14 protein-coding genes are annotated in these 19,866 nt (G+C 70.9%); 7 read left to right on the forward strand and 7 right to left on the reverse strand.

Annotated features, from left to right (window positions below; all coding sequences use genetic code 11):
• Positions 1–3,060, reverse strand: a complete 3,060-nt coding sequence (locus tag ENSA5_RS01365) for an efflux RND transporter permease subunit (RefSeq protein WP_106389741.1) — start codon at positions 3,058–3,060, stop codon at positions 1–3.
• Positions 3,057–4,169 carry an efflux RND transporter periplasmic adaptor subunit gene (locus ENSA5_RS01370; protein ID WP_181197159.1) on the reverse strand — a complete coding sequence of 371 codons (1,113 nt, stop codon included), beginning with the start codon at positions 4,167–4,169 and terminating at the stop codon, positions 3,057–3,059. The genes ENSA5_RS01365 and ENSA5_RS01370 overlap by 4 nt, the downstream gene beginning before the upstream one ends.
• Positions 4,170–4,291: 122 nt before the next feature.
• On the opposite strand from ENSA5_RS01370, the gene ENSA5_RS01375 reads away from it, so the two are divergent.
• Positions 4,292–4,981: a potassium channel family protein gene (locus ENSA5_RS01375; RefSeq protein WP_181197161.1), complete on the forward strand. Its 690-nt coding sequence runs from the start codon at positions 4,292–4,294 to the stop codon at positions 4,979–4,981.
• Here the strand turns inward: ENSA5_RS01375 and ENSA5_RS01380 are convergent.
• The 4 genes from ENSA5_RS01380 to ENSA5_RS01395 all read right to left on the reverse strand — a co-directional run bounded on the left by ENSA5_RS01380 (position 4,961) and on the right by ENSA5_RS01395 (position 8,640).
• On the reverse strand, positions 4,961–6,106 hold the full coding sequence (locus tag ENSA5_RS01380) for an esterase/lipase family protein (RefSeq protein WP_106389743.1): 1,146 nt from the start codon (positions 6,104–6,106) through the stop codon (positions 4,961–4,963). The two genes, ENSA5_RS01375 and ENSA5_RS01380, sit on opposite strands and share 21 nt — an antisense overlap.
• An 84-nt stretch (positions 6,107–6,190) precedes the next feature.
• Positions 6,191–6,619, reverse strand: a complete 429-nt coding sequence (gene msrB / locus ENSA5_RS01385; RefSeq protein ID WP_258182692.1) for a peptide-methionine (R)-S-oxide reductase MsrB — start codon at positions 6,617–6,619, stop codon at positions 6,191–6,193.
• 208 nt (positions 6,620–6,827) lie between these two features.
• On the reverse strand, positions 6,828–7,667 hold the full coding sequence (locus ENSA5_RS01390; RefSeq protein WP_146155202.1) for a hypothetical protein: 840 nt from the start codon (positions 7,665–7,667) through the stop codon (positions 6,828–6,830).
• Between the two features lie 4 nt (positions 7,668–7,671).
• Positions 7,672–8,640: a fatty acid desaturase gene (locus ENSA5_RS01395; protein ID WP_106389746.1), complete on the reverse strand. Its 969-nt coding sequence runs from the start codon at positions 8,638–8,640 to the stop codon at positions 7,672–7,674.
• A 173-nt stretch (positions 8,641–8,813) separates the two neighbouring features.
• Here ENSA5_RS01395 and ENSA5_RS01400 point away from each other — a divergent pair, with 173 nt between their 5' ends.
• The gene (locus ENSA5_RS01400) at positions 8,814–9,680 is read left to right on the forward strand and encodes a fatty acid desaturase family protein (protein ID WP_258182693.1); all 867 of its coding nucleotides are present in this window, start codon (positions 8,814–8,816) and stop codon (positions 9,678–9,680) included.
• 401 nt (positions 9,681–10,081) lie between these two features.
• On the opposite strand, the gene ENSA5_RS01405 is transcribed toward ENSA5_RS01400, so the two are convergent.
• Positions 10,082–12,583 carry a cation-translocating P-type ATPase gene (locus ENSA5_RS01405; RefSeq protein WP_106389748.1) on the reverse strand — a complete coding sequence of 834 codons (2,502 nt, stop codon included), beginning with the start codon at positions 12,581–12,583 and terminating at the stop codon, positions 10,082–10,084.
• A 158-nt stretch (positions 12,584–12,741) separates the two neighbouring features.
• Between ENSA5_RS01405 and ENSA5_RS01410 the strand changes: the two genes are divergently transcribed.
• From ENSA5_RS01410 to ENSA5_RS01430, 5 genes are all read left to right on the forward strand, one after another.
• Positions 12,742–14,118: a cytochrome P450 gene (locus ENSA5_RS01410; protein WP_181197163.1), complete on the forward strand. Its 1,377-nt coding sequence runs from the start codon at positions 12,742–12,744 to the stop codon at positions 14,116–14,118.
• A gap of 40 nt (positions 14,119–14,158) precedes the next feature.
• Positions 14,159–15,325, forward strand: coding sequence for a leucine-rich repeat domain-containing protein (locus ENSA5_RS01415; protein ID WP_106389750.1), 1,167 nt, complete (start codon positions 14,159–14,161; stop codon positions 15,323–15,325).
• A gap of 32 nt (positions 15,326–15,357) precedes the next feature.
• Positions 15,358–16,650, forward strand: coding sequence for an alpha/beta hydrolase (locus ENSA5_RS01420; RefSeq protein WP_106389751.1), 1,293 nt, complete (start codon positions 15,358–15,360; stop codon positions 16,648–16,650).
• A gap of 476 nt (positions 16,651–17,126) precedes the next feature.
• A complete protein-coding gene (locus tag ENSA5_RS01425; protein ID WP_106389752.1) occupies positions 17,127–17,960 on the forward strand; it encodes a TatD family hydrolase in 834 nt (277 codons plus the stop codon).
• A 55-nt stretch (positions 17,961–18,015) separates the two neighbouring features.
• A complete protein-coding gene (locus ENSA5_RS01430) occupies positions 18,016–19,830 on the forward strand; it encodes an FG-GAP repeat domain-containing protein (RefSeq protein ID WP_106389753.1) in 1,815 nt (604 codons plus the stop codon).
• Positions 19,831–19,866 lie beyond the last annotated feature (36 nt).

Genomic DNA, 19,866 nt, shown 5'->3' on the forward strand with positions numbered 1-19,866 from the left:
TCAGACCTCCTCCTCGGCCACGCGAAACACGGTCGCGTAGACCACGGGGACCACGAGCAAGGTCAGGATCGTAGCGAAGCCAAGCCCGAACACGATCGTGACCGCCATCGACACGAAGAAGGCGTCGGTGAACAGCGGGATCATCCCGAGCATGGTCGTCAGCGCGGCCATGCCGACCGGACGCACGCGGCTGGCCGAGGCCGCGATCACGGCCGCGAAGCGAGGCACGCCCTCGCCGATCTGCAGGTCAATCTCGTCGATCAGCACGATCGAGTTCTTGATCATCATGCCGACCAGACTCAGGAGCCCGAGCGTGGCCATGAACCCGAAGGGGTTGTCGGTGATCAGCAGCCCGGCGGTCACGCCGACGATCGACAGCGGCACGCACAGCCAGATGACCAGGGCCTGACCCACGGCGTTGAACAGCACGATCGTCATCAGGATCATCAGGACCCCGAACAGGACCACGCTCAGGGCCATCGCCGCCCGCGCGTCGCTCGACTTCTCATACTCGCCGCCGAGCTCGAAGCCGTAGCCCTGGGGATAGTCGATCGCCTCGATGTCCGGGACCACGCGCGCGAGCAGCTGATCGGCGAGGCCAGCGAGGGGCGGGTCGGCGTGGATCGTCATCGTCGGGATCCGATCGCGGCGGCGGATCAGGTCGTCGACCTCGACGATCGTGACGCCCGCGACGACCTGGCGGATCGGGATCCAGCGCCGCGCGGTCGGGGACCAGACCTGCGCGTTGCCGAGCTGGGCGACGTCATCGCGCTCGTGCTCGGGCGCCCGGGCGATCAGGGGCAAGAGCCTGTCGCCTTCGCGATAGACCCCGATCGTGCGGCCCTCGAAGGTCGCGTGGATCGCCTCGGCCACGGCCCGACGATCGACGCCCGCGAGCCGCGCGGGCTCCTCGGCGAGCAGCGGTCGCAGGGCCTCGACCCGCTCGCGCCAGTCGTTGCGGACCCCGCGGGCGCCCGCGTCCTCGAGGATGTCCATGACCTGGCCCGCGAGCGCCCGGAGGCGATCGGGATCGGGGCCGCTGAGGCGTATCTGGATCTTGCCGCCCTCGCCGGGCCCGAGCATGAACAGCTTGGTGTTGCCCTCGCCGTCGACGAAGCGGGTCTCGAGCGCGGCCTGGATCTCGGCCTGGAGCCCGGGGATCTTCGCGTAGTCGTCGACCTCGACGAAGATCTGACCGTAGCCGCTGTCCGGCTCCTCGGGCGCGTAGGTCAGCAAGAAGCGCGGCGCGCCCTGACCGACGACCGTCGCGACTTGGGTGACGCCGTCACGCTCGCCGATCCAGGCCTCGATCTCGCCGAGCTGAAGCTCCGTCTGCTCGATGTGGGTGCCGCGCGGCGCGAAGTAGTCGACCATGAACTGCGGGCGCGTCGAGTCCGGGAAGAAGCTCTGATCGACCTGGCCGAAGCCGACGACGGCCGCCACCAACAGACCAAAGGCGACGAGCAGCGTGAGCCCGCGGCGGCGCAGGGCGGCTGCGAGCACCCGCTCGTAGGCCCCGGCCAGGCGCGGGCGCTCGGGCCGATCGACGACCTCCGGCCTGGCTCGCGGCGGCCTCAGGAACATCACGCACAGGACCGGCGTGACGGTCATCGCCGTCACCCAGCTCAGCGACAGCGAGTAGAGCAGGACCTGGTAGAGCGACCCGCAGTACTCGCCGGTCGCGTCGTCGGAGGTCCCGATCGCGGCGAAGCTCGCGATCGCGATGAGCGTAGCGATCAGCAGCGGGGTCGCGGTCTGCTTGACGGTCGCGACCGCGGCCATCCGCGCCGTCTGGCCGCGCGCGAGCCCGGCGAGGGTCCCGTCGGTCACGACGATCGCGTTGTCGACGAGCATCCCGAGCGCGATGACCAGGGCCCCGAGCGAGATCCGCTGGAGCGCGATGTCGCCGATCGCCATCAAGATGAAGGTCCCGCTGATCGTCAGGACCAGGACGCCGCCGATGATCAGCCCGCTGCGCAGGCCCATGAACAGGAGCAGCACGACGATCACGATGCCGACCGCGGCGGCCAGGTTGATCGTGAACGCGTCGATCGCCGCGGTCACGGCTCGGGACTGGAGCGCGATGACGTGGAAGTCCACGCCGTGGGGCCGGAGGTAGTCGAGCTCGGCGGCCCGCGCGGTCAGGGCCTCGCCCATGGTCACGACGTTGCCGCCGGGGGCGGTCGAGATCGCCAGCCCGAGCGCCCGCTCGCCGTCGACCCGCAGCAGCTGCGCGGGCGGGTCACGGTAGCCCCGGCGGATCGTCGCGACGTCGCCGAGCCGGACCAGCGCGCCGGACTGCGGGTTCTCGATCAGCACGGCCTCGTAGTCCGCGACGCTGCGGACCCCGCCGCTCGGCTCGATCCGGACGAACTCGGGGCCGACCGCGACACGCCCGCCATCGGCGACGAGGCTCTTGGCCCCGAGCACCCGCCCGATCTGCTCCGGGGACAGCCCGGTCTGAAGCTTGGCCTCGGCGCTCATCTCGACGTAGACGACCTCGGGGATCGCCGCCACGAGCTCGACCTTGGCGACGTCCTCGACCAGCAACAGCTCGCGCCGCAGCTGCTTGGCGTACTCCTCGAGCTCCGCGGGGGCGTACTCGGGCCCGGTGATCGCCACGAACACGCCGTAGACGTCGCCGAAGTCGTCGTTGACGACCGAGGGCCCGGCGCCGGGCGGGAGCTGGCCCTGGATGTCGGTGACCTTGCGGCGCAGCTCGTCCCAGACCTGGGGCAGCTCGCTCGAGTCGTAGTGATCCTCGATCGTGACCTTGACGATCGACATGCCGGGCATCGAGTTGGACCGGACGTGCTTGGTCTGGGCCAGGGCCTGGGCGGCCTGCTCGACGCGGTCGCTGACCTCGGCCTCGACCTCGGCCGCGCTCGCGCCCGGGTAGGGCGTGACCACGAGGGCGTCCTTGATCGTCAGCTCGGGGTCCTCGAGCCGGGCGAGGCCCATGAACGAGGTCACGCCACCGACCAGCAAGACCAGCGCGAAGGCCAGGGTCACGGTCTTGGCCCGGATCGCCAGCTCGGCGAGGTTGAGCGCGCTGTTCATGGTCGGCCGTAGAGATCCTCGAAGCGCGTCACGACGAGCCCGTCGCGCAGGGCGTGGACACCCGTGGTTGCGATCAGCTCGTCGCCGTCGAGGCCCGCGCGGACCTCGACCGAGCCCCCGATCGCGGCCCCGGTCTCGACCTCGGCGCGGGCCACGGTCATCGTCTCGGGCTCGATGACCCAGACCTGCGCGCCGCCCTCGTCGGACCCGACCAGCGCCTCGATCGGCACGAGCACGGCGCGAGCCTCGACCGCCTCAGGCGCGAGCCCGGCGACGATGACCTTCGCGGTCATGCCCGGCGTGATCATCACGTCCTGCGGCGGGTCGAACGACCAGGTGACCTCATAGGTCCCCGTGATCGGATCGGGGACCGTGGCGAGCTCCTTGAGCCGCGCGGGGATCAGCAGCTCCGGGAGGGTGTCGAGGACCACGTGGACCCGGCCGGCGGCCCGCTCGCTGCGCTCCGCGACCGTCAGGCCCGGCTTGGCCGCCGCGTAGTCACGCTGCGAGACGTGGGTGACGATCTCGAGGCTGGTCGCGTCCTGAATGACGACCACGGGCTGCTTGGCCGCGACGCTCTGAAAATTGTCGACCAGCTTCTTGGCCACGGTCCCGGCGAAGGGCGCGACCAGCTCGGTGTCTGCGAGCGCCTTCTTGGCCTCGGCGAGCTCGGCCTCGCTCACGGCCAGGGCTCGGGTCCGACGGTCGAGCTCGGCCCGGGCCACGGCGCCGCGCTCGACCAGGGTCGCGCTGCGCTCGTACTCGGTCTGGTCGAAGCGAAGCTGGGCCCGCGCGCGATCGAGGCGGGCACGAAAGTGGCGCGCGTCGAGCGTCGCTAGCAGCTGGTCCTTGGCGACCAGCATGCCCTCTTCGACCGGCAGCTCGACGATGTCGCCAGCGACGGCGAAGGACATCTCGGCGTTTTGCGTGGGCTCGACGCGACCGGGCCACTCGCGGCTGAAGCCGTCGTCCGCCGCGCCGAGCTCGAAGGTCTTGACCGGGCGAGGCGCCTCGACCGGCTCGGGCCCTCGCTCGCCGCAGGCAGGCGAGACCCACACGGACAGACCGAGCAGCGCCCGCGCCCACGGTCCACGGCGCAACCTTGGCATGACAGATGGGTGGCACGCATCTCGAGCCGAACAAGCGGACGCGCCCGGCAAATTGTCGTCGACGCCGCGGCGCCGACGACGTCGCGGCTCCGCTCTCATTCGCCGACTATGCTGGACGCGAGATGAAGCGCGGGGCACCACAGGAGCGCGGCCACGACCGCGAGGGCCGCTTCATCGCGCTGTTCGTGTTGACGCTGGCCCTCCACGTCGCGCTGCCGATATTTCGCGATGTCGGGTGGCTCAACCTAATCGCGGGCGTCGGCTTCGTCGGGGTCGTCGGCGTGGCCGGCTGGATCACGCTCGAGCGCCCTCCCCTGCGCGTCGCCTACCTCGCCCTCGTGCTCGTCAGCGCGCTGTCGACCGCCGGGCTGATCGCCAGCGAGGACAGCCCGAGCTGGCGCGGCTACTGGCTGGTGTTTCACGCCGCGCTCATCGCCCTGACCGCGGTCGTGGTCATCCGCTGGACGATCCGAGCCCGGCAGGTCACCGTCGACACGATCTTCGCGGCGCTGTCTGGCTACTACCTCCTGGGCTTCGCCTGGGCGCTGATCTACGCGATCGCCGACATCGCGCTTCCGGGCTCGTTCAACGTCGCGCTCGTCGACGGCGTCCGCCTCGATCGGGCCCTTTATTTCAGCTTCGTGACCCTCACGACCCTCGGCTTCGGCGACACCACGCCGACGCACCCGCTGACCCAGGCGCTGGTCGGGATGCAGGCGCTGATCGGCCAGATCTACCTCGTCGTGCTCGTCGCCCGCCTCGTCGCCACGCAGACCAACACCAGCCGCGAGTCAGGCGCCCGCGGAGCTTGAGCCCACCCCGCGCCGCGCGATGAAGCCCGCGACGTCGGCCCACAGCCGCTCGAAGTCGGGCCGCCGAAACCCGCAGCCGGTCGCGACCCAGTCGATGTGGGGCGGATCGTGGCTGCGATCGTCGAAGTAGCCGATCACGTCGTGATGGTCGGCGCGGGCGACGTGGATGACCGAGGCGTGGATCTGCGAGCGGGTCGGGACCAGCCCGTCGCTCGCGCGCGAGTCCGGGACCTTGCCGTAGGTCTCGATCAGCTCGCGGCGCTGGGCCTCGTCGGGCGTGGCCTGGCTCGCGGGATCCTGGGTCGCGCACAGCCGGTACAGCCCCTGGTAGATCAGGTGGCTGAGCTGCGCGATCGGGTTCATCCCGATCTCGATCGTCCCGCGCAGGCGCGGCGGCCGGGCGCGGGTCAGGACGCTGGCGTAGCGGACGTCGGGGTTTTGGCGCACGCGCTGATCGAAGCCGGCCATGGCCCGGGGCCTGAGCTGGCGCAGCAGGCTCTGGTCGGCGCGCACGTCCGAGAAGAATTCCTCGATCGGGCGCACGCGCTCGCGCGACAGGGGATCGGCCAGGAGGCTGTAGACGCGGTCGAGCGCCGGCTCGCGCAGGGTGATCAGCTCGTCGATGTGCGTGACCAGCCGCCCGAGGGTCATCGTGGTCGCGAGCGGACGACCGGCGAAGCGCAGCCCGTGGACGCTCAGCAGCGAGATCAGGCGCAGCAGCTTCTGGCCCTCGAGGCGCACGAGGTAGTCGGCCAAGGGCGTGCCGTGGTGGGGCGTCGAGACCGAGATCAGGCTGCGCATCCGGCCGCGCAGGGGCGCGAGCTCGGGTAGCGTGGTCGGGCTGAGCAGCACCCGGGCGTCGAGCCCCCCGGTCGAGTGACCGACGAGGTGGATCGGCGATCCGTCGGCCGGCACCATCTCCGAGATTCGGCGGCCGAGGTAGCGGGCGCGGCTCTCGATCGACGCGGTCGGCAGCGTGTCGAGGGCGTGGACGCGCGCGGCCAGCCCGAGCTCGGCCAGGCGGTCGCGCAGCAGCGACTTGACCCCCGTGAAGTAGGGCAGGCCCGCGATGGTCTGAAACCCGAAGAAGCCGGGTACGAGGAACACCTGCGCGGTCGGGCTCACCGAGGACCCCTGTACCGGAGCGCGGGGAAAAAGTCGGCCCGTCGACGAGCCTCGCGGTGCTGGAGCTCGCTCAGGGCAGCGCCGCTAGTCTTCGGCCTCGTCGAGTTCGAGCGAGGCCGAGTTGATGCAAAAGCGCACGCCCGTGGGCGCGGGGCCATCGTTGAAGGAGTGGCCGAGGTGGGCGTCGCAGCGCTGACAGAGGATCTCGGTCCGGACCATCCCGTGGCTGGCGTCGGTCCGCGTGACGACGGCCCCGGGCGCCTCGGGCTGGGTGAAGCTGGGCCAGCCGCTGCCGGAGTCGTACTTGTGCTCCGAAGAGAACAGCGCCGCGCCGCAGCACACGCAGCGGTAGACCCCCTTGGTCTTCGTGTCCCAGTAGCGGCCCGTGAACGCGCGCTCGGTCCCGGCCTCGCGGGTGACGTGGTACTGCTCGGGGCTCAGCTTCGCCCTCCACTCGGCCTCGTCCTTGACGACGCGCGCGGGGCTCGACTCGGGGTTGCGGTCTTCACTCACGTGGCTTGGCTCCTTCGTTCGTGGGCATTGTGACACGAGTTCAACGGAGACTGGAGCGACCCCCTCGCGCTCCGCCCGTCGGCCCCGCTGGCTCGGTCCGCGCTCCGTGACCTGCGCAGCTTCAACGACGGCCACCGCCGAGCTCGCGGCCGCCGAGGCCTGGCGCGAGCGCCACGGCGGCTGAGCGCCCATCCCGCGCGAGGCCCGGTCAACGCGACCAGCTGCCGCGCAGGTAGGCCCGATCCGGGGTCCGCACCCCTTCGTTGAGGCTCACGCCCAAGGGCTGCACACCGAGGAAGAAGCCGAGCGCCGCCCCGGCCCCGATCATCGAGACCCAGTCGAACAGCGGCGGCCACAGAGCCAGGACCGTGCACCCCGCTGCGATCGCCAGGTCCGCGAGGATGAACCCGACGATCAGCCAGCAGCGCCGGCCCAGCCACTGGCGCGGATCGAGCTCGCTCGCCGAGATCAACACCGCCTCCCCTTCGCTCCCCGCGACGCCGGGCTCGAGACGCCAGCCCTTTGCTTGGGTGAAGCGCCCACCAACCCACACCCGCTGACCCACGCCGACCCGGACCTCGACCTCACGCCGAAACCCCTTCGCCCGCCGGGCCTGGCCCTCGACCTCGGCGACCTGATCGCTCGAGCTCGGCGCCGCGGCCCTGTCTCGCGCATCACGGTCGGGCCAGACCACGCCCGCGACGGCCCCGATCTCGATCCGCGTCCCGTCGTCGAGCTCGACCTCGCCGCCAAACACCTCGCTGCGGTGAGCCGCGTCGTTGAACAGGATCAGGCCCTCGCCCTTGCCGCGCCCGATCTGCTCGACGACGTTGCGCGCGAGGGTCTGGCCGGGCCCGTCGCCCCGTCGGACGACGCCCCGCGCGAGGCCAAGCGCGCCCTCGACCGGCGTCGCGCTCGGTCGCAGGGCTCGACGCAGGCCGATCAGATCGCGCAGATCCAGCCACGCGGCCCCGGCGATCAACAGCACGTGGATCCAGAACACCGCGAGCGCGAGCGCGGCCATGACCTCGCGACTTAGCTCGGGCACCGCTTCAGCTCATCACCAGCGTCGACTCGGCGAGGGCCGAGGCGTCGGCTTCGGCTCGGCGCCGCTCACGGCTGGCGAGGGTCTCGTCGAGGCCGGACTCGCGCCAGGGCTCGACCGCCGGTCGACGCAGGCGCAGGAGGTAGGTCCGCAGCAGGTACCCGACCATGCTCGGCTCATCGAGGCGCGGATCCATGCGCGGCACGACCTCGCGCTCGTGGGCGCTCGCGAGCTCCGACCAGTGCATGCCCGCGCGGTTGTGATGGATCGTGTGATAGCCGTTGTTGCACATGATCCAGTTGAACCCGCGGCCGACGAAGTTGCGCGAGTGGTTCCACTCGCTGTGCACGTCGACGCGGTCGTGCTGAATCAGGTTGATGCGCAGGATGCAGCGGGCCCCGTAGAGCTGGGGGATGACGACGAAGAACAGCGCGGTCCAAAAGTCGACCGCCAGCAGCAGCCCGGTCAGCCCGAACGCGAACGCGGTCTCGAGCCGATACTGACGCACGAAGGTCGGGTGGCGGCTGCTCGCGGCCCAGCGCTGCACGCCCGCGAAGGTCCGCGGCCCGGCGACGTTGGGGAAGTGGAGCAAGTTGAGCGCGTTGACGCGAAAGCGGACGTGATCGGGCGCGGCCCAGTCGAGGTCACCGTCGGCGTCGAAGTGATGGTGGACGAGGTTGTGGGCCGGGATGTTGGCCGAGGCCGGGTAGAGCGCGCCGAAGCTGAGCACCGCGCGCCACATCAGGTTGAGGCGCTTGTTGTTGAACACGCCCTGATGCATGTGATTGTGAATCACGACCGAGTTGAGGAAGCTGAAGTAGCAGGCCGCGGCGAACACCAGCACGTTGCGGGCCGCGGGCGCGAAGAACATCGCGCCGAGCAGCGCCCAGTAGACCGCGACGATCCCGACCTGCCGCCATTCCTCACGTCGACGAACCAGCCAGGTCCCCCGAGCTGCCGCGATCTCGCCGGCCATCTTGCGGACTTAGCAGAGCCGCGCCGCCTCCGTCCACGCCCACGCAGCTGAGCGAGCCAGCTCACGGATCGGTGGCCAGCGCGGGCAGCCCCAGGACTGCGGCAAAGCGCGGGTTATGCACAGCGAGGCGCTGTCGACGTCTGTCGGCGGGCTGTGATATCCAAGCTCAGCCCGTGACCGCACTCGCCGCAGCCCTCACCGCGCAGCCTTCAGTCCGCTTTCGGCACCGGCGGGCGTTCTACTTGATGTACGACGGCACCTACTTGGTGATGACGTCGATCGTGCTCGCGCTGATGTTGGCCGCAGGCTGGCAGGGGCTCGTGACCGAATTCCACTGGTGGTACCTGCTGCTGCTGCCCCTCGCTACCCACGCTCAGATCCTGTGCAGCGTGTTCATCCACAACTGCAGCCACGGCAACTTCCCGAGGCCGATCAACCGGCTCGTCGGTGAGCTGTGCGGGATCGTGGTCCTGACCCGCTACGCGAGCTGGGAGATCATCCATCGTCGGCACCACAAGTACTCCGACGATCCCGATCAGGATCCCCACCCCATCACCCCCGACGCCGCCGGCTACTGGCCCTTCGTGAAGAAGACGATCGTCAACGTCGAGGTCCAGCTCCAGCGCCAGTTCTTCGAGCTCCACGGCGGCGACACCCCCGAGAACCGCCGCTTCGAGCGGCGCCGGGCGTACACCAGCTACGCGACCAACCTGGTCCTGATCGCGTGCTGGTATGTGTTCCTCGGCCCGATCGGCTTCTTCGTCTTCTTCGTCCCGGCCTCGCTGATCGGCTTCCTCCACCTGATGCACTTCAACTGGTCGACCCACAACGCGATGAAGCCCGAAGAGGGCTTCTTCCCGGTCAACCTCGACCGCGGCTACTTCTGGCTGGGCAACCGGATCTGGTTCGGCATCTACTATCACGGCTACCACCACAAGCAGGCCAACCTGTTCAACCCGATGCACTACGAGGCCTACCAGCAGGCCCGCGCTGCCCGGAAACAGGCCAAGGTCTCGCCGCCCGCTGCACCGCCCGCCTGAGCCCGCGCGACAAGGAGGGGCTTCGCCGCCGCAGCGAGGGGCCTTTTCGGACGGCCCCTCGACTCAGGTCCAATGAGACGACTCTTCGCGCTGCCGGTTCTCGTTGCGATCCTCAGGCAGGCCTTCGTGAACCTGAGCGGCGTTGAGGCGTGTGACCGGCCCCGGAAGAAGACGCCGTGGACTGTATGAAGTCCGTCCTGGGCACCCCGGCGTGATTCGCACGAGGTCCGGACCGAGGTCGAAGGCACCCCGGCGCGATTCGCACGAGGTCCGGACCACCCGTCAACGGACCCCCACGCCCTTCACAGGTGCTCGGGACCTCCACCCAAGGCACCCCAGATCGCTCCGGGTGAGCTCGGGACCTCGAGCGATCGCAGGCGCAGCTCGACGCCGGCAGCTCGTCACCGCGCCCGGGCCCAGCGGATCACCTGGGCGACGACCTTGCTGAGCTCGAGCACGCTGACGGGGATGAAGCTGATCGCGACGACGACGCCGATCTCGGCCCACGACAGGACCCCGAGCCCAAACAGCTCGCGCGTGAGCGGCAGCTGAAACAGGGCCAGCTGCAGGACCAACGAGACCCCGACGACGGCCGCGAGCCCGAGGTTGCGCAAGGCCCCGATCTGCCACAGCAGGCGCCGCGGGCTGCGAAAGGCGAACGAGCGCAGCAGCTCGCTGCACACGACGGTCGTGAACGCGAGGCTCCGGGCCTCGACCAGCGGGCGCCCGTCGAGCTCGAGGGCCCAATAGTAGACCCCGAAGCCGACCACGGTCTGAACCAGGGCCGTGGCGACGATGATCGACCACTCGCGCCCGCCGAGCAGCGGCTCGTCGGGGTCGCGCGGCGGGCTGCGCAGGACGTCGTCGTCGGGCGGATCGACGACCAGCGCGAGCCCGGGGAGCGGCTCGGTCACGAGGTTGATCCACAGCAGGTGCAGCGGCAGCAGCGGAAAGGGCATGCCCATGGCCGCGGCGACCAGCATGATCACGAGCTCCGAGAAATTACCCGAGAGCAGGTAGACCACGGCCTTCTTGATGTTCTGATAGATGACCCGGCCCTCGCGGATCGCGTCGAGGACCTTGGACAGATCGTCGTCGGTCAGGACGATGTCCGAGGCCTCGCGGGTGACCTCGGTCGCGGTCTTGCCCATCGCGAGGCCGACGTCGGCGGCGCGGATCGCCGGGGCGTCGTTGACCCCGTCGCCGGTCATGGCCACGACCTCGCCCGCCTCGCGCAGCTCCTTGACGATCTCGGTCTTGTGCGCGGCGGTCGTCCGCGCGCGGACCAGGCCCTCGCGGTCCTCGGCGGGGGTGCTCGCGTCGATCAACCCGAGCTCGCGGGCGATCGCGGCCGCGGTTACCGGGTGATCGCCGGTGATCATCACGGTCCGAACCCCGGCCGCGCGGGCCCCCGCGATCGCCTGACGGGCGAGCTCGCGCGGGGGGTCGGCCAGACCGATCAGGCCGAGGAGCTCGAGCTCCTGCTCGTCCTCGCCCTCTCCGATCGCGACCGCGAGCACTCGCAGCCCCCGCGCGGCCATGTCCTCGGCCCGGGCGAGCAGCTCGGGCGCGGCCCGCTCGCGGTCGTGGAGGCGCTCGGCGATGACCTCGACGGCGCCCTTGATCCACAGCGTCGGCGCCGAGCTCGAGGCCGGGTCGGCGCTGCCGCGGGTCACCGACATCCGGCGGCGCTCGGGCGAGAACGGCGCCTCGGCCAGGCGCGGACGCTCGCGATCGATCTCGGCCTGCTCGATGCCCCGGGCGCGGGCGGCCCGGAGAATCGCGAGCTCGGTCGTGTCGCCGGTGCCGGCCTCGGTCTCGGCCTCGTCATCGCCCGGGCCAGAGCTGGCCGCGCCGAGCTCGGCGTCGCAGCAGGCCGCGGCGCCGTAGAGCAGCGCGTGCTCGGACGCCTCGCCCTCGGGCGTCCACAGCTCGCGCACGCTCATGATCCCCGTCGTCAGGGTCCCGGTCTTGTCGGTGCAGATGACCGTGACCGAGCCGAGGGTCTCGACGGCCGCGAGCCGCCGAACCAGGACCTGGCGCGCGGCCATGCGCTGCATCCCGAGCGCGAGCGCGATCGTGATGATCGCCAAGAGCCCCTCGGGCACCGCGGCCACCGCCATCGAGACCGAGGCCATGAGCAGCTCCTCCCAGCCCATGCCGCGCAGCGCTCCGAGCCCCGCGACGCAGGCCACGAGGACCACGCAGACCACGAGCAGCATCCGGCTGACGGTGGCCAACCGACGCTGGAGCGGGGTGCTGTCGTCGCTGTCCTCGACCAGCAGCTCGGCGATCTGGCCGAGCTCGGTCGCCATGCCGATCGCCTCGACCACGGCCTCACCGGTGCCGCCCGCGATCGCGGTGCCCATGAACACGCTGCCGCGCCGCTCGGCGAGGTCCCCCGCCTCCGGCCCCTCGCGTCGCTGCTTGGCGACCGGCAGGCTCTCGCCCGTCAGCGCGGCCTCGTTTGTGGCCAAGGCGTTGGAGGTGAGCACCCGCGCGTCGGCGGCGACCACGTCGCCGGCTTGCAGGACCAGCACATCGCCCACAACGACCTCGCGGGCGGGCACGGCGAGCAGCTCACCGCCGCGGCGAAGGGTGGCGCGCGGAGCCGTCATCGCCCGCAGCGCGGCCATCGCTCGCTCGGCTCGCCGCTCCTGGGCAAACCCAATGATGGCGTTGAGCGCGACGATCACGGTGATCGCGACGGCATCGGTGAGGTCGCCGACCGCCGCCGAGATCACGACCGCGGCGAGCAGGATCAGCACCAGCGGGCTCTCGAATTGGCGCACGACGACCCGCCACGCGGGCGTCGGCGGTCGTTGGCGCAGTTCGTTGGGTCCGTCGCGGGTAAGGCGAGCGGCCGCCTCATCGGGCGCGAGACCGCGGTTGGCGGGCGTCACCCACCGACACTAACCGGCCTGCGCCCGGCCGTCCCGCCCGGTCTGAATTCGCGCAGGGAAAGCGGCGTACACGCATGGCCAAGACGATCAGGATCTGGCAAAAAGTGCTGGGTCGAGAGCTAGTGTTTGAGGCACCATTGACCCTACAAGTGCGCACAATGGTCGCCTCGCAATCCACAGCCACGCTCGACAACGGCGACACGCGCCCGCTCGCGCGCGTCGGCGGCCTGCCCCGCGTCGAGGCCAGTGGACCGCTGGGCGCGCTCTCGGAGCTGCTGCGCGATCAGTACGCTGCCCTGAGGCGATGGCAGCGAGACTACGGCGGCCTGTTCGAGGTTCGGCTCGGGCCAGCTTCCTTCATCATCGCAGCCGACGCCAACACCGCGGCCGAGATGCTGATCGACGGCGCCCAGACCTTCACCCGCGGCGGGCCCATGTACCAGCCGATGAAGCCGATGTTCGGCGAGGACAGCATGCTGACCTCGGAGGGCGCGGTCTGGCGCAGCCGACGACGGGGCGCCCAGCCTCACTTTCGCCAGCGCGCGATCGCGAAGATCGCCAGCCGGATCGACAACATGGTCGTCGAGGTCCTCGGCGAGCTCGAGCCCGGCCCCCGCGACATCTATCAAGTCAGCGGGCGCATGAGCATGGCCGTGGGTGTCGCGGTGCTGATGGGCCTCGAGCTCAGCCGGCCCGGCTTCGAGGAGCTCGCGGGCGCGGTCGACTACACGCTCGGGCGGATCGCCGTGGGCTGGGTCGCCGATCGCCTGCCGCGCTGGGTCCCCGTCCCCGGCCGCCGCCGCTTCAAGCGTGAGCTCGAGGTCATCGACGAGCTCCTGCGCGAGACCATCCACGCGCGCCTGACCAGCGGCGAGCTCGGCGATGACCTGCTCGGGATGCTCCTGCACATGTCCGGGGACGACGGGCTCACGATCGAGAACATCCGCAACGAGGCCTACGCGCTGCTCGTCGCGGGCTACGAGACCACGGGCAACAGCATCGCCTGGGGTCTGTACGAGCTCGCCCGTCACCCGGAGATGTTCGATCGCGTGCGCGCCGAGGCCGACGAGGTCCTGTCGGCGGGGGTCCCGAACACCCCGACCGCCCTGCCCTACACCCGCCAGGTGTTCATGGAGGCCCTGCGCAAGTACCCAAGCGGGATCTGGCTGCCGCGCAACGCCGCGAGCGAGGGCACGCTCGCGGGCTACACGATCCCGACCGGTTCCGCGGTCCTGTGCTCGCCCTACCTGGTCCACCACGATCCCCACGCCTGGACCGAGCCCGAGCGCTTCGATCCCGAGCGCTTCGCCGAGGGCTCCGACCAGCCGCGCAGCCGCCACGCGTACATGCCCTTCGGCCTCGGCCAGCACATGTGCATCGGCCAACACCTCGGCATGCTCGAGGGCACCCTGGCCCTGGCCCGGGTCGCGCAGCGATGGGATCTCGCGCCGATCCCCGGGCGCGAGCCCGTGATGCGGATCTCGACGACGATGAGCGCCAAGGGCGGCATCTGGCTGGACCTCGCCCGGCGCTGAGCTCGGGTCGCGCAGGTCGAGCTTTGCTAGCATTTTGAGAATGGGTCGCCCCGAGCTCGAGGCCGCGCTGCGCCGCGATCCCCACGACGAGCACGCGTGGGCGGTGTTCGGTGATCTGCTCGCGGCCGAGGGCGACATCCGCGGGGAGCTGATCGCCCTCGACCAGCGCGCCGCCGCGAGCGAGAAGCCCTTTGAGCGCTCGGTCCTCGAGCACCGCGCGGCCGAGCTGGCCGAGCGCGAGCGTCGGCGCTGGCTTGGACCGCTGGCCGACGCCGGGCTCGAGATCACGTGGATGCGCGGCTTTGCGATCAACGCCGTGATCGCCCGACACCACCCGAGCACGCTCGCGGCCCTGCTCGAGCTCCCGACCGCCGCGCTCCTGCGCGAGCTGGTCCTCGTCCGCCCCCGCGGCCTCGCCTCGATCGCCAAGCACCTACGCGACCGGGCGATCGAGACCCTGACCCTGCGCGCCCCGCATTGCGACTCGCTCGAGGATCTGGCCGCGCTCGAGCAGCTGCGCGAGCTCGTGGTCGACGGCGGCTCGACGACCGGCGTCGAGGCCCTCGCGTCCCTGCCCCGGCTCGAGCGCCTGAGCCTGCGTCGCTGTCGGGGTGAGGTCGTCGGCCTCGCCGCGGGCTTCACCGGGCTGCGCAGCCTCGAGCTCTCGGCCCGCGCCGACGTCGGTGAGCTCGGCGACGGCGCCCTCGCTCCGCTCGCACACTTGACCGAGCTGCGCGAGCTGAGCTTGCGCGACGGAGGCTGGTCCGAGCTCGACGCGCTCGCGGACCTGCGCGCGCTCGAGCAGCTCGACCTGCGCAGCACCGACATCAGCTCGCTCGCGCCGCTAGCTGAGCTCGCGGCCCTGCGCGAGCTCGACCTCAGCGGCTGCACGGACGTGACCGATCTCGAGCCGCTCGCCCGGCTCCACGCGCTCGAGCGCCTCGAGCTCGGCTACACCCGCGTCCGTCGGCTGCAGCCCCTCGCCGGCCTCCGACGCCTCGAGGTCATCGAGCTCGCGGGCACCAGCGTCGCGGACCTCAGCCCGCTGTTCGAGCTGCCCGCGCTGCGCAAGGTCGGCGTCGAGGCCTGCGAGATCGACGACCTGCAGCCCCTGCGCGCTCGCGGGGTCACGCTCACGGGCGCCCGCGCCCCGGAGCCATCGTGGCGCGAGCTGGCCGAAGGTTTGCTGCGAAGCACAAAGAGCTGACGGCGACAAAAGGGGCGTGCTAAGACCCGACGATGGCTCGTATTGGTCCCACGCTCGCGCTCGCATCGATCGCATCGATCGCATCGATCGCTCCCCTGGCCGGCTGCACCGCCAGCAGCGACAGCCACGACGGCGAGAGCGAGACCGAGACCAGCGGCAACGGTGACGGTGACGGTGATCCTGGCGACGGCGACGGCGACGGCGATGGCGACGGCGACGGCGACCCCGGCGACGGCGATTCAGGCGACGGCGACCCCGGCCCTGCCCCCGCGCAGGTCGAAGGCTGCGCGGGCGCGAGCTTCTACGAGGTCCCAGCCGACCCTGCCGCTCGGGGACCGTGGGCCGTCGGCGCGCGGACCGTGGTCATCGAGGGCGTCACGACCGAGATCTGGTACCCGGCCAGCTGGGGCGCAGAGGCTGGACACGAGCCCAAGACCTACGACATCCGCTACGCCCTGCCCGAGTCCGAGGCCGGCAAGATCAGCGACGACAAGAACCCCCTGCAGGTCTGCGACTGTTACCCCGAGCTCGCGCTCGACGAGCAAAACGGCCCCTACCCGGTCGTCGTGTTCATCCACGGCACGGCCTCGTGGCGCAGCCAGTCGCTGACCCAGATGACCCACTGGGCCAGCCGCGGGTTCATCGTCGTGAGCTCCGACCACGTCGGTCTGTGGCTCCGCGACATCCTCGCCCTCGCCTGCGCGCAGCCCGGCGCCAGCCAGGACCTCAGCGGCGACACCGACCTCGTCCTGGCCGCGCTCGCCAACCCGGTCGGTGAGCTCGAGTTCCTCGCTGGCTTCGTCGACGAGACCCGCGTGGCGATCAGTGGCCACAGCGCGGGCGGCAGCGCAGCCTCGGAGCAGACCGACAAGCCCGGCGTCCGCGTCTCGATCCCGATGGCCGCGAACCAGGCCGTCCAGCCCACGCCAACGCTCGAGTCCTCGCTCCTGCTCGGCGGCCTCGCCGACGGGGTCGTCGCCTACAGCGGCACCCAAGACGGCTACGCAGACTCACCGACGCCCAAGCGCCTGATCGGCATCGACAACGCCGGCCACCTCGCGTTCTCGGACATCTGCGAGCTGACCAACGCCGACGGCCAGGACATCCTCGAGGTCGCGCTCGAGACCGGCGTCTGCGGGGCCGAGCTCGCCGGGCTCTTGTTCGACTGCGATCCCAGCTTGATCGACGCGTCGATCTCGGGCCACATCATCAACTACGCGACGACCGCAGTCCTCGAGCAGTCGCTCAAGTGCGTCGAGGGCCCGGATCTCTTCGCGGACTTCGCAACCGAGATGGGCGTCGCCGAGTATCAACAAGCGCTCTGATCCCCCGCGCATCCGCTGGCCGCCCCCCGAAGTCCAGGACGCTCTCGAACTCGTTGAAGGTGCCCACCGCCCCCGGCGCTCAGCGGCTCCGAGCGAAGTCATTCATCGCCAAGAGATGGCCGCGATGCGAGCTGCCCGCCCCCAACCCCGGCGCTCAGCCGCTCGGAGCGGAGTCACCCACCGCCAAAAGATGAGCGCAAAGAGGCCACAGGAGGTCCGAGCGAGGACTATCGCCGCCCGAAAAGCACCATCGACGCGAAGCCGACCACAACCGAGCCGAGGCACCAAGACGCTTCTGCACCCCAGATGGAGAGGCGACGGTCCTCGCGCGGACCTCCTGCGGCCACGCGCGGACCCTCGACGGCCACGACACCGCCTCATCAAAGAACTCGCTCTGCCCGCCCCTCAGCTCCACAGCAGCAAAGCCCCCGTGGTACTGGATCGAGTTGACGCGCCCAAGCGCGCGATGACACGACATGGCCAAGTCCAAAAAAGCTCGCCCCCTACCGCCGCTCGTCCCGGGGTTGATCGACAGCCACTGCCACCTCGACTACGAGCCGATGAGCTCCGACATCACCGGCACCCTCGCCCGCGCCCGCGCAGCCGGGGTCGAGCAGTGCGTCCACATCGGCTGCAGCCCCGAGACCATGGCCCCCGCCGTCGAGCTCGCCCAGGCCCACGCCGACGTGTTCGCGAGCGTCGGGATCCACCCCCACGAGGCCCACCACCTCGACGACGCGCTGCTCGGCCAGATCGAGCAGCTCGCCCGCGCCGAACAGGTCGTGGCGATCGGCGAGACCGGCCTCGACTACCACTACGACTTCTCGCCGCGGGCCGGTCAGCTCGTCGCCTTCGGGCGCCAGATCGAGCTGGCCAAAGCCCTCGACATGCCGCTGGTCCTGCACATCCGCGACGCCCACGCCGACGCCTGGGCCGTGCTCGCCGAGCATCCGCCCCGCGACAACCCCGGCGTCGTACACTGCTTCACCGGCACCGCGGCCGAGGCCGAGCGCTGGCTCGAGCTCGGCTGGCACATCTCGTTCTCGGGCATCGCCACGTTCAAGAAGGCCGAGGAGCTGCGGCGGGCCGCGGCCCTGGTCCCGACCGAGCGCATCATGCTCGAGACCGACGCCCCCTACCTGGCGCCCGAGCCCCTGCGCGGCCGCAAGAACGAGCCCGCGAACGTGGCCTTCACCTGCGTCGCGCTGGCCGGGCTCCGCGGTCAAGCGCCCGCCGAGCTCGCCGCGCGAGCGGCCGCCAACACCCGCGCCTTGTTTCGCCTCCCGCCTCCGGCGCCTCCGTCACCGTGAGCCCGATCACCGAGGTGAGCGGCGTTCGTCGCCTTCGGCCGCTACCATCGCGGCGATGGCTTCCCTCGACCACACCACGGGTCTCGCTGCGAAGGTCGCGTCCGCGGCGGCGCTGATCGCCGGGCTCTCGCTGAGCCAGACGGCCACGGCTGCCCCGCTCGTCGACCGCATCAACGGCGCCCTCGATCCCCAGGCCTGCGACGGCCAGGGGTGCTGGACCAACCATCTGCGCGTCACCGACCTCGACGGCGACGGCGACCTCGACATCCTCCTGGCCAACTACGCCGACTTCTTCAACGGCAACAACAGCCCCGAGCCCCTCGTCGCCTACCTCAACGACGGCAGCGGGAGCTTCAGCAACGCCTCGGCGGCCGCGCTCGGCGACTACAGCGGCAACGTCCGCATGGTCGCCGTCGGCGACGTCGACGGCGACGGCGCGCCCGATCTCTACGCGCCCGACGGAGCGGGCAACGCCCACGTGCTGTTCATCAACGACGGCAGCGGGGCGTTCACCGACGAGGCCGATCTGCGCTTGCCCAACGACTACCCCCAGGGCGCGGCCGCGCGGATGGCCGACGTCGACGGCGACGGCGACCTCGACATCTTCGCGGCCGACGGCTACGCGAGCAACGGCCCGCCCGGGCACCTGTACATCAACGACGGCAGCGGGGTGTTCACCGAGGCCATGGGCGCGATCCCGGGCTCGATCGAGGGCAGCGACATCGACGACGTCGAGTTCTTCGACGCCGACCGCGACTTCGACCTCGATCTGATCGTCAACGCCCACCAGGGCGGGACCGGGGCCCTGTGGCTCAACGACGGCACCGGCAACTTCACGGCCGAGACCTCGATCGACCCGCCCGCGACGAGCAACTTCCACTACAACATCGCGCCTTGCGACGTCGACGGCGACGGCGACCTCGATCTGTGGATCGACAACATCGGCGGCGGCTTCCGGGAGCAGCTGCTGATCAACGACGGCGCCGGCAACTTTAGTGACGAGACCGACGCCCGCGTCGACGGCAACCCCGGCGAGGACGACAACGGGGTCATCTGCGTCGACATCGACGACGACGGCGACTTCGACGCGGTCGTCGTCTCGCTCGGCACGCCCGAGCGCCTGCTCGAGAACGACGGCAGCGGCAACTTCACCTACGTCGCCGACTCCTTCCCGGGCCCGACCGACTGCACGCTGTGGGGCGAGTTCGGCGACCTCAACGGCGACGGCCGCCTCGATCTGGTGACCGGCCAGGGCGAGTGCAGCTCCGCGGACGAGGTCTACCTCGGCAACATGCTCCAGCCCGCGGACAGCCAGCCCCCGCGGATCATCGCCGTCGACGCGCCGAGCATGGCCCCGGCCGACGCCGAGGTCCCCGTGACCTTCGCCGTCAGCGATCGGACCGTGACCGACGAGGGGCCCCGCCTCGCTCGGGCCTACGCCACCGTTGATCCGGACGGCGCCGGGACCGAGGTCGAGGGCTGGTTCCTCGGCGGCGACCTGTTCCGGGTCATGCTGCCCGGCGCCCCCTCGGGAACGGTGGTCTTTCAGGTCTGCGCCGAGGACCGCGCGGGCAACACGGCCTGCTCCGAGGCCGAGATGTACGAGATCGGCGGCGGACCCGGAGACGGCGACGGCGACGGCGACCCGGGCGACGGCGACGGCGACGGCGATCCCGGCGACGGCGACGGCGACGGCGACCCGGGCGACGACACCGACGACAGCGCCGAGACCGGCGGGCTCCCCGTTGACGGCGAGGGCGGCGAGGGCGGCGAGGGCTGCTCATGCACCCAGCAGTCCCCCGCCAACGCGCCGCTTGGATCCGCAGGCCTGGCCCTCCTCACGCTCGCCTTCCTCCGTCGGCGCCGCTGATGCCGTCCGGGGCACTTGACGCCCCCGGACCCCTCC

This window comes from Enhygromyxa salina, from assembly GCF_002994615.1.
In the GTDB taxonomy this organism is placed as follows: Bacteria; Myxococcota_A; Polyangia; order Nannocystales; family Nannocystaceae; genus Plesiocystis; species Plesiocystis salina_A.

Coding starts and splice junctions, on each gene's coding strand:
- ENSA5_RS01365 (WP_106389741.1), bottom strand. CDS start 3,060: ATGAACAGCGCGCTCAACCTCGCCGAGCTGGCGATCCGGGCCAAGACC.
- ENSA5_RS01370 (WP_181197159.1), bottom strand. CDS start 4,169: ATGCCAAGGTTGCGCCGTGGACCGTGGGCGCGGGCGCTGCTCGGTCTG.
- ENSA5_RS01375 (WP_181197161.1), top strand. CDS start 4,292: ATGAAGCGCGGGGCACCACAGGAGCGCGGCCACGACCGCGAGGGCCGC.
- ENSA5_RS01395 (WP_106389746.1), bottom strand. CDS start 8,640: ATGGCCGGCGAGATCGCGGCAGCTCGGGGGACCTGGCTGGTTCGTCGA.
- ENSA5_RS01410 (WP_181197163.1), top strand. CDS start 12,742: ATGGTCGCCTCGCAATCCACAGCCACGCTCGACAACGGCGACACGCGC.
- ENSA5_RS01415 (WP_106389750.1), top strand. CDS start 14,159: ATGGGTCGCCCCGAGCTCGAGGCCGCGCTGCGCCGCGATCCCCACGAC.
- ENSA5_RS01420 (WP_106389751.1), top strand. CDS start 15,358: ATGGCTCGTATTGGTCCCACGCTCGCGCTCGCATCGATCGCATCGATC.
- ENSA5_RS01425 (WP_106389752.1), top strand. CDS start 17,127: ATGGCCAAGTCCAAAAAAGCTCGCCCCCTACCGCCGCTCGTCCCGGGG.
- ENSA5_RS01430 (WP_106389753.1), top strand. CDS start 18,016: ATGGCTTCCCTCGACCACACCACGGGTCTCGCTGCGAAGGTCGCGTCC.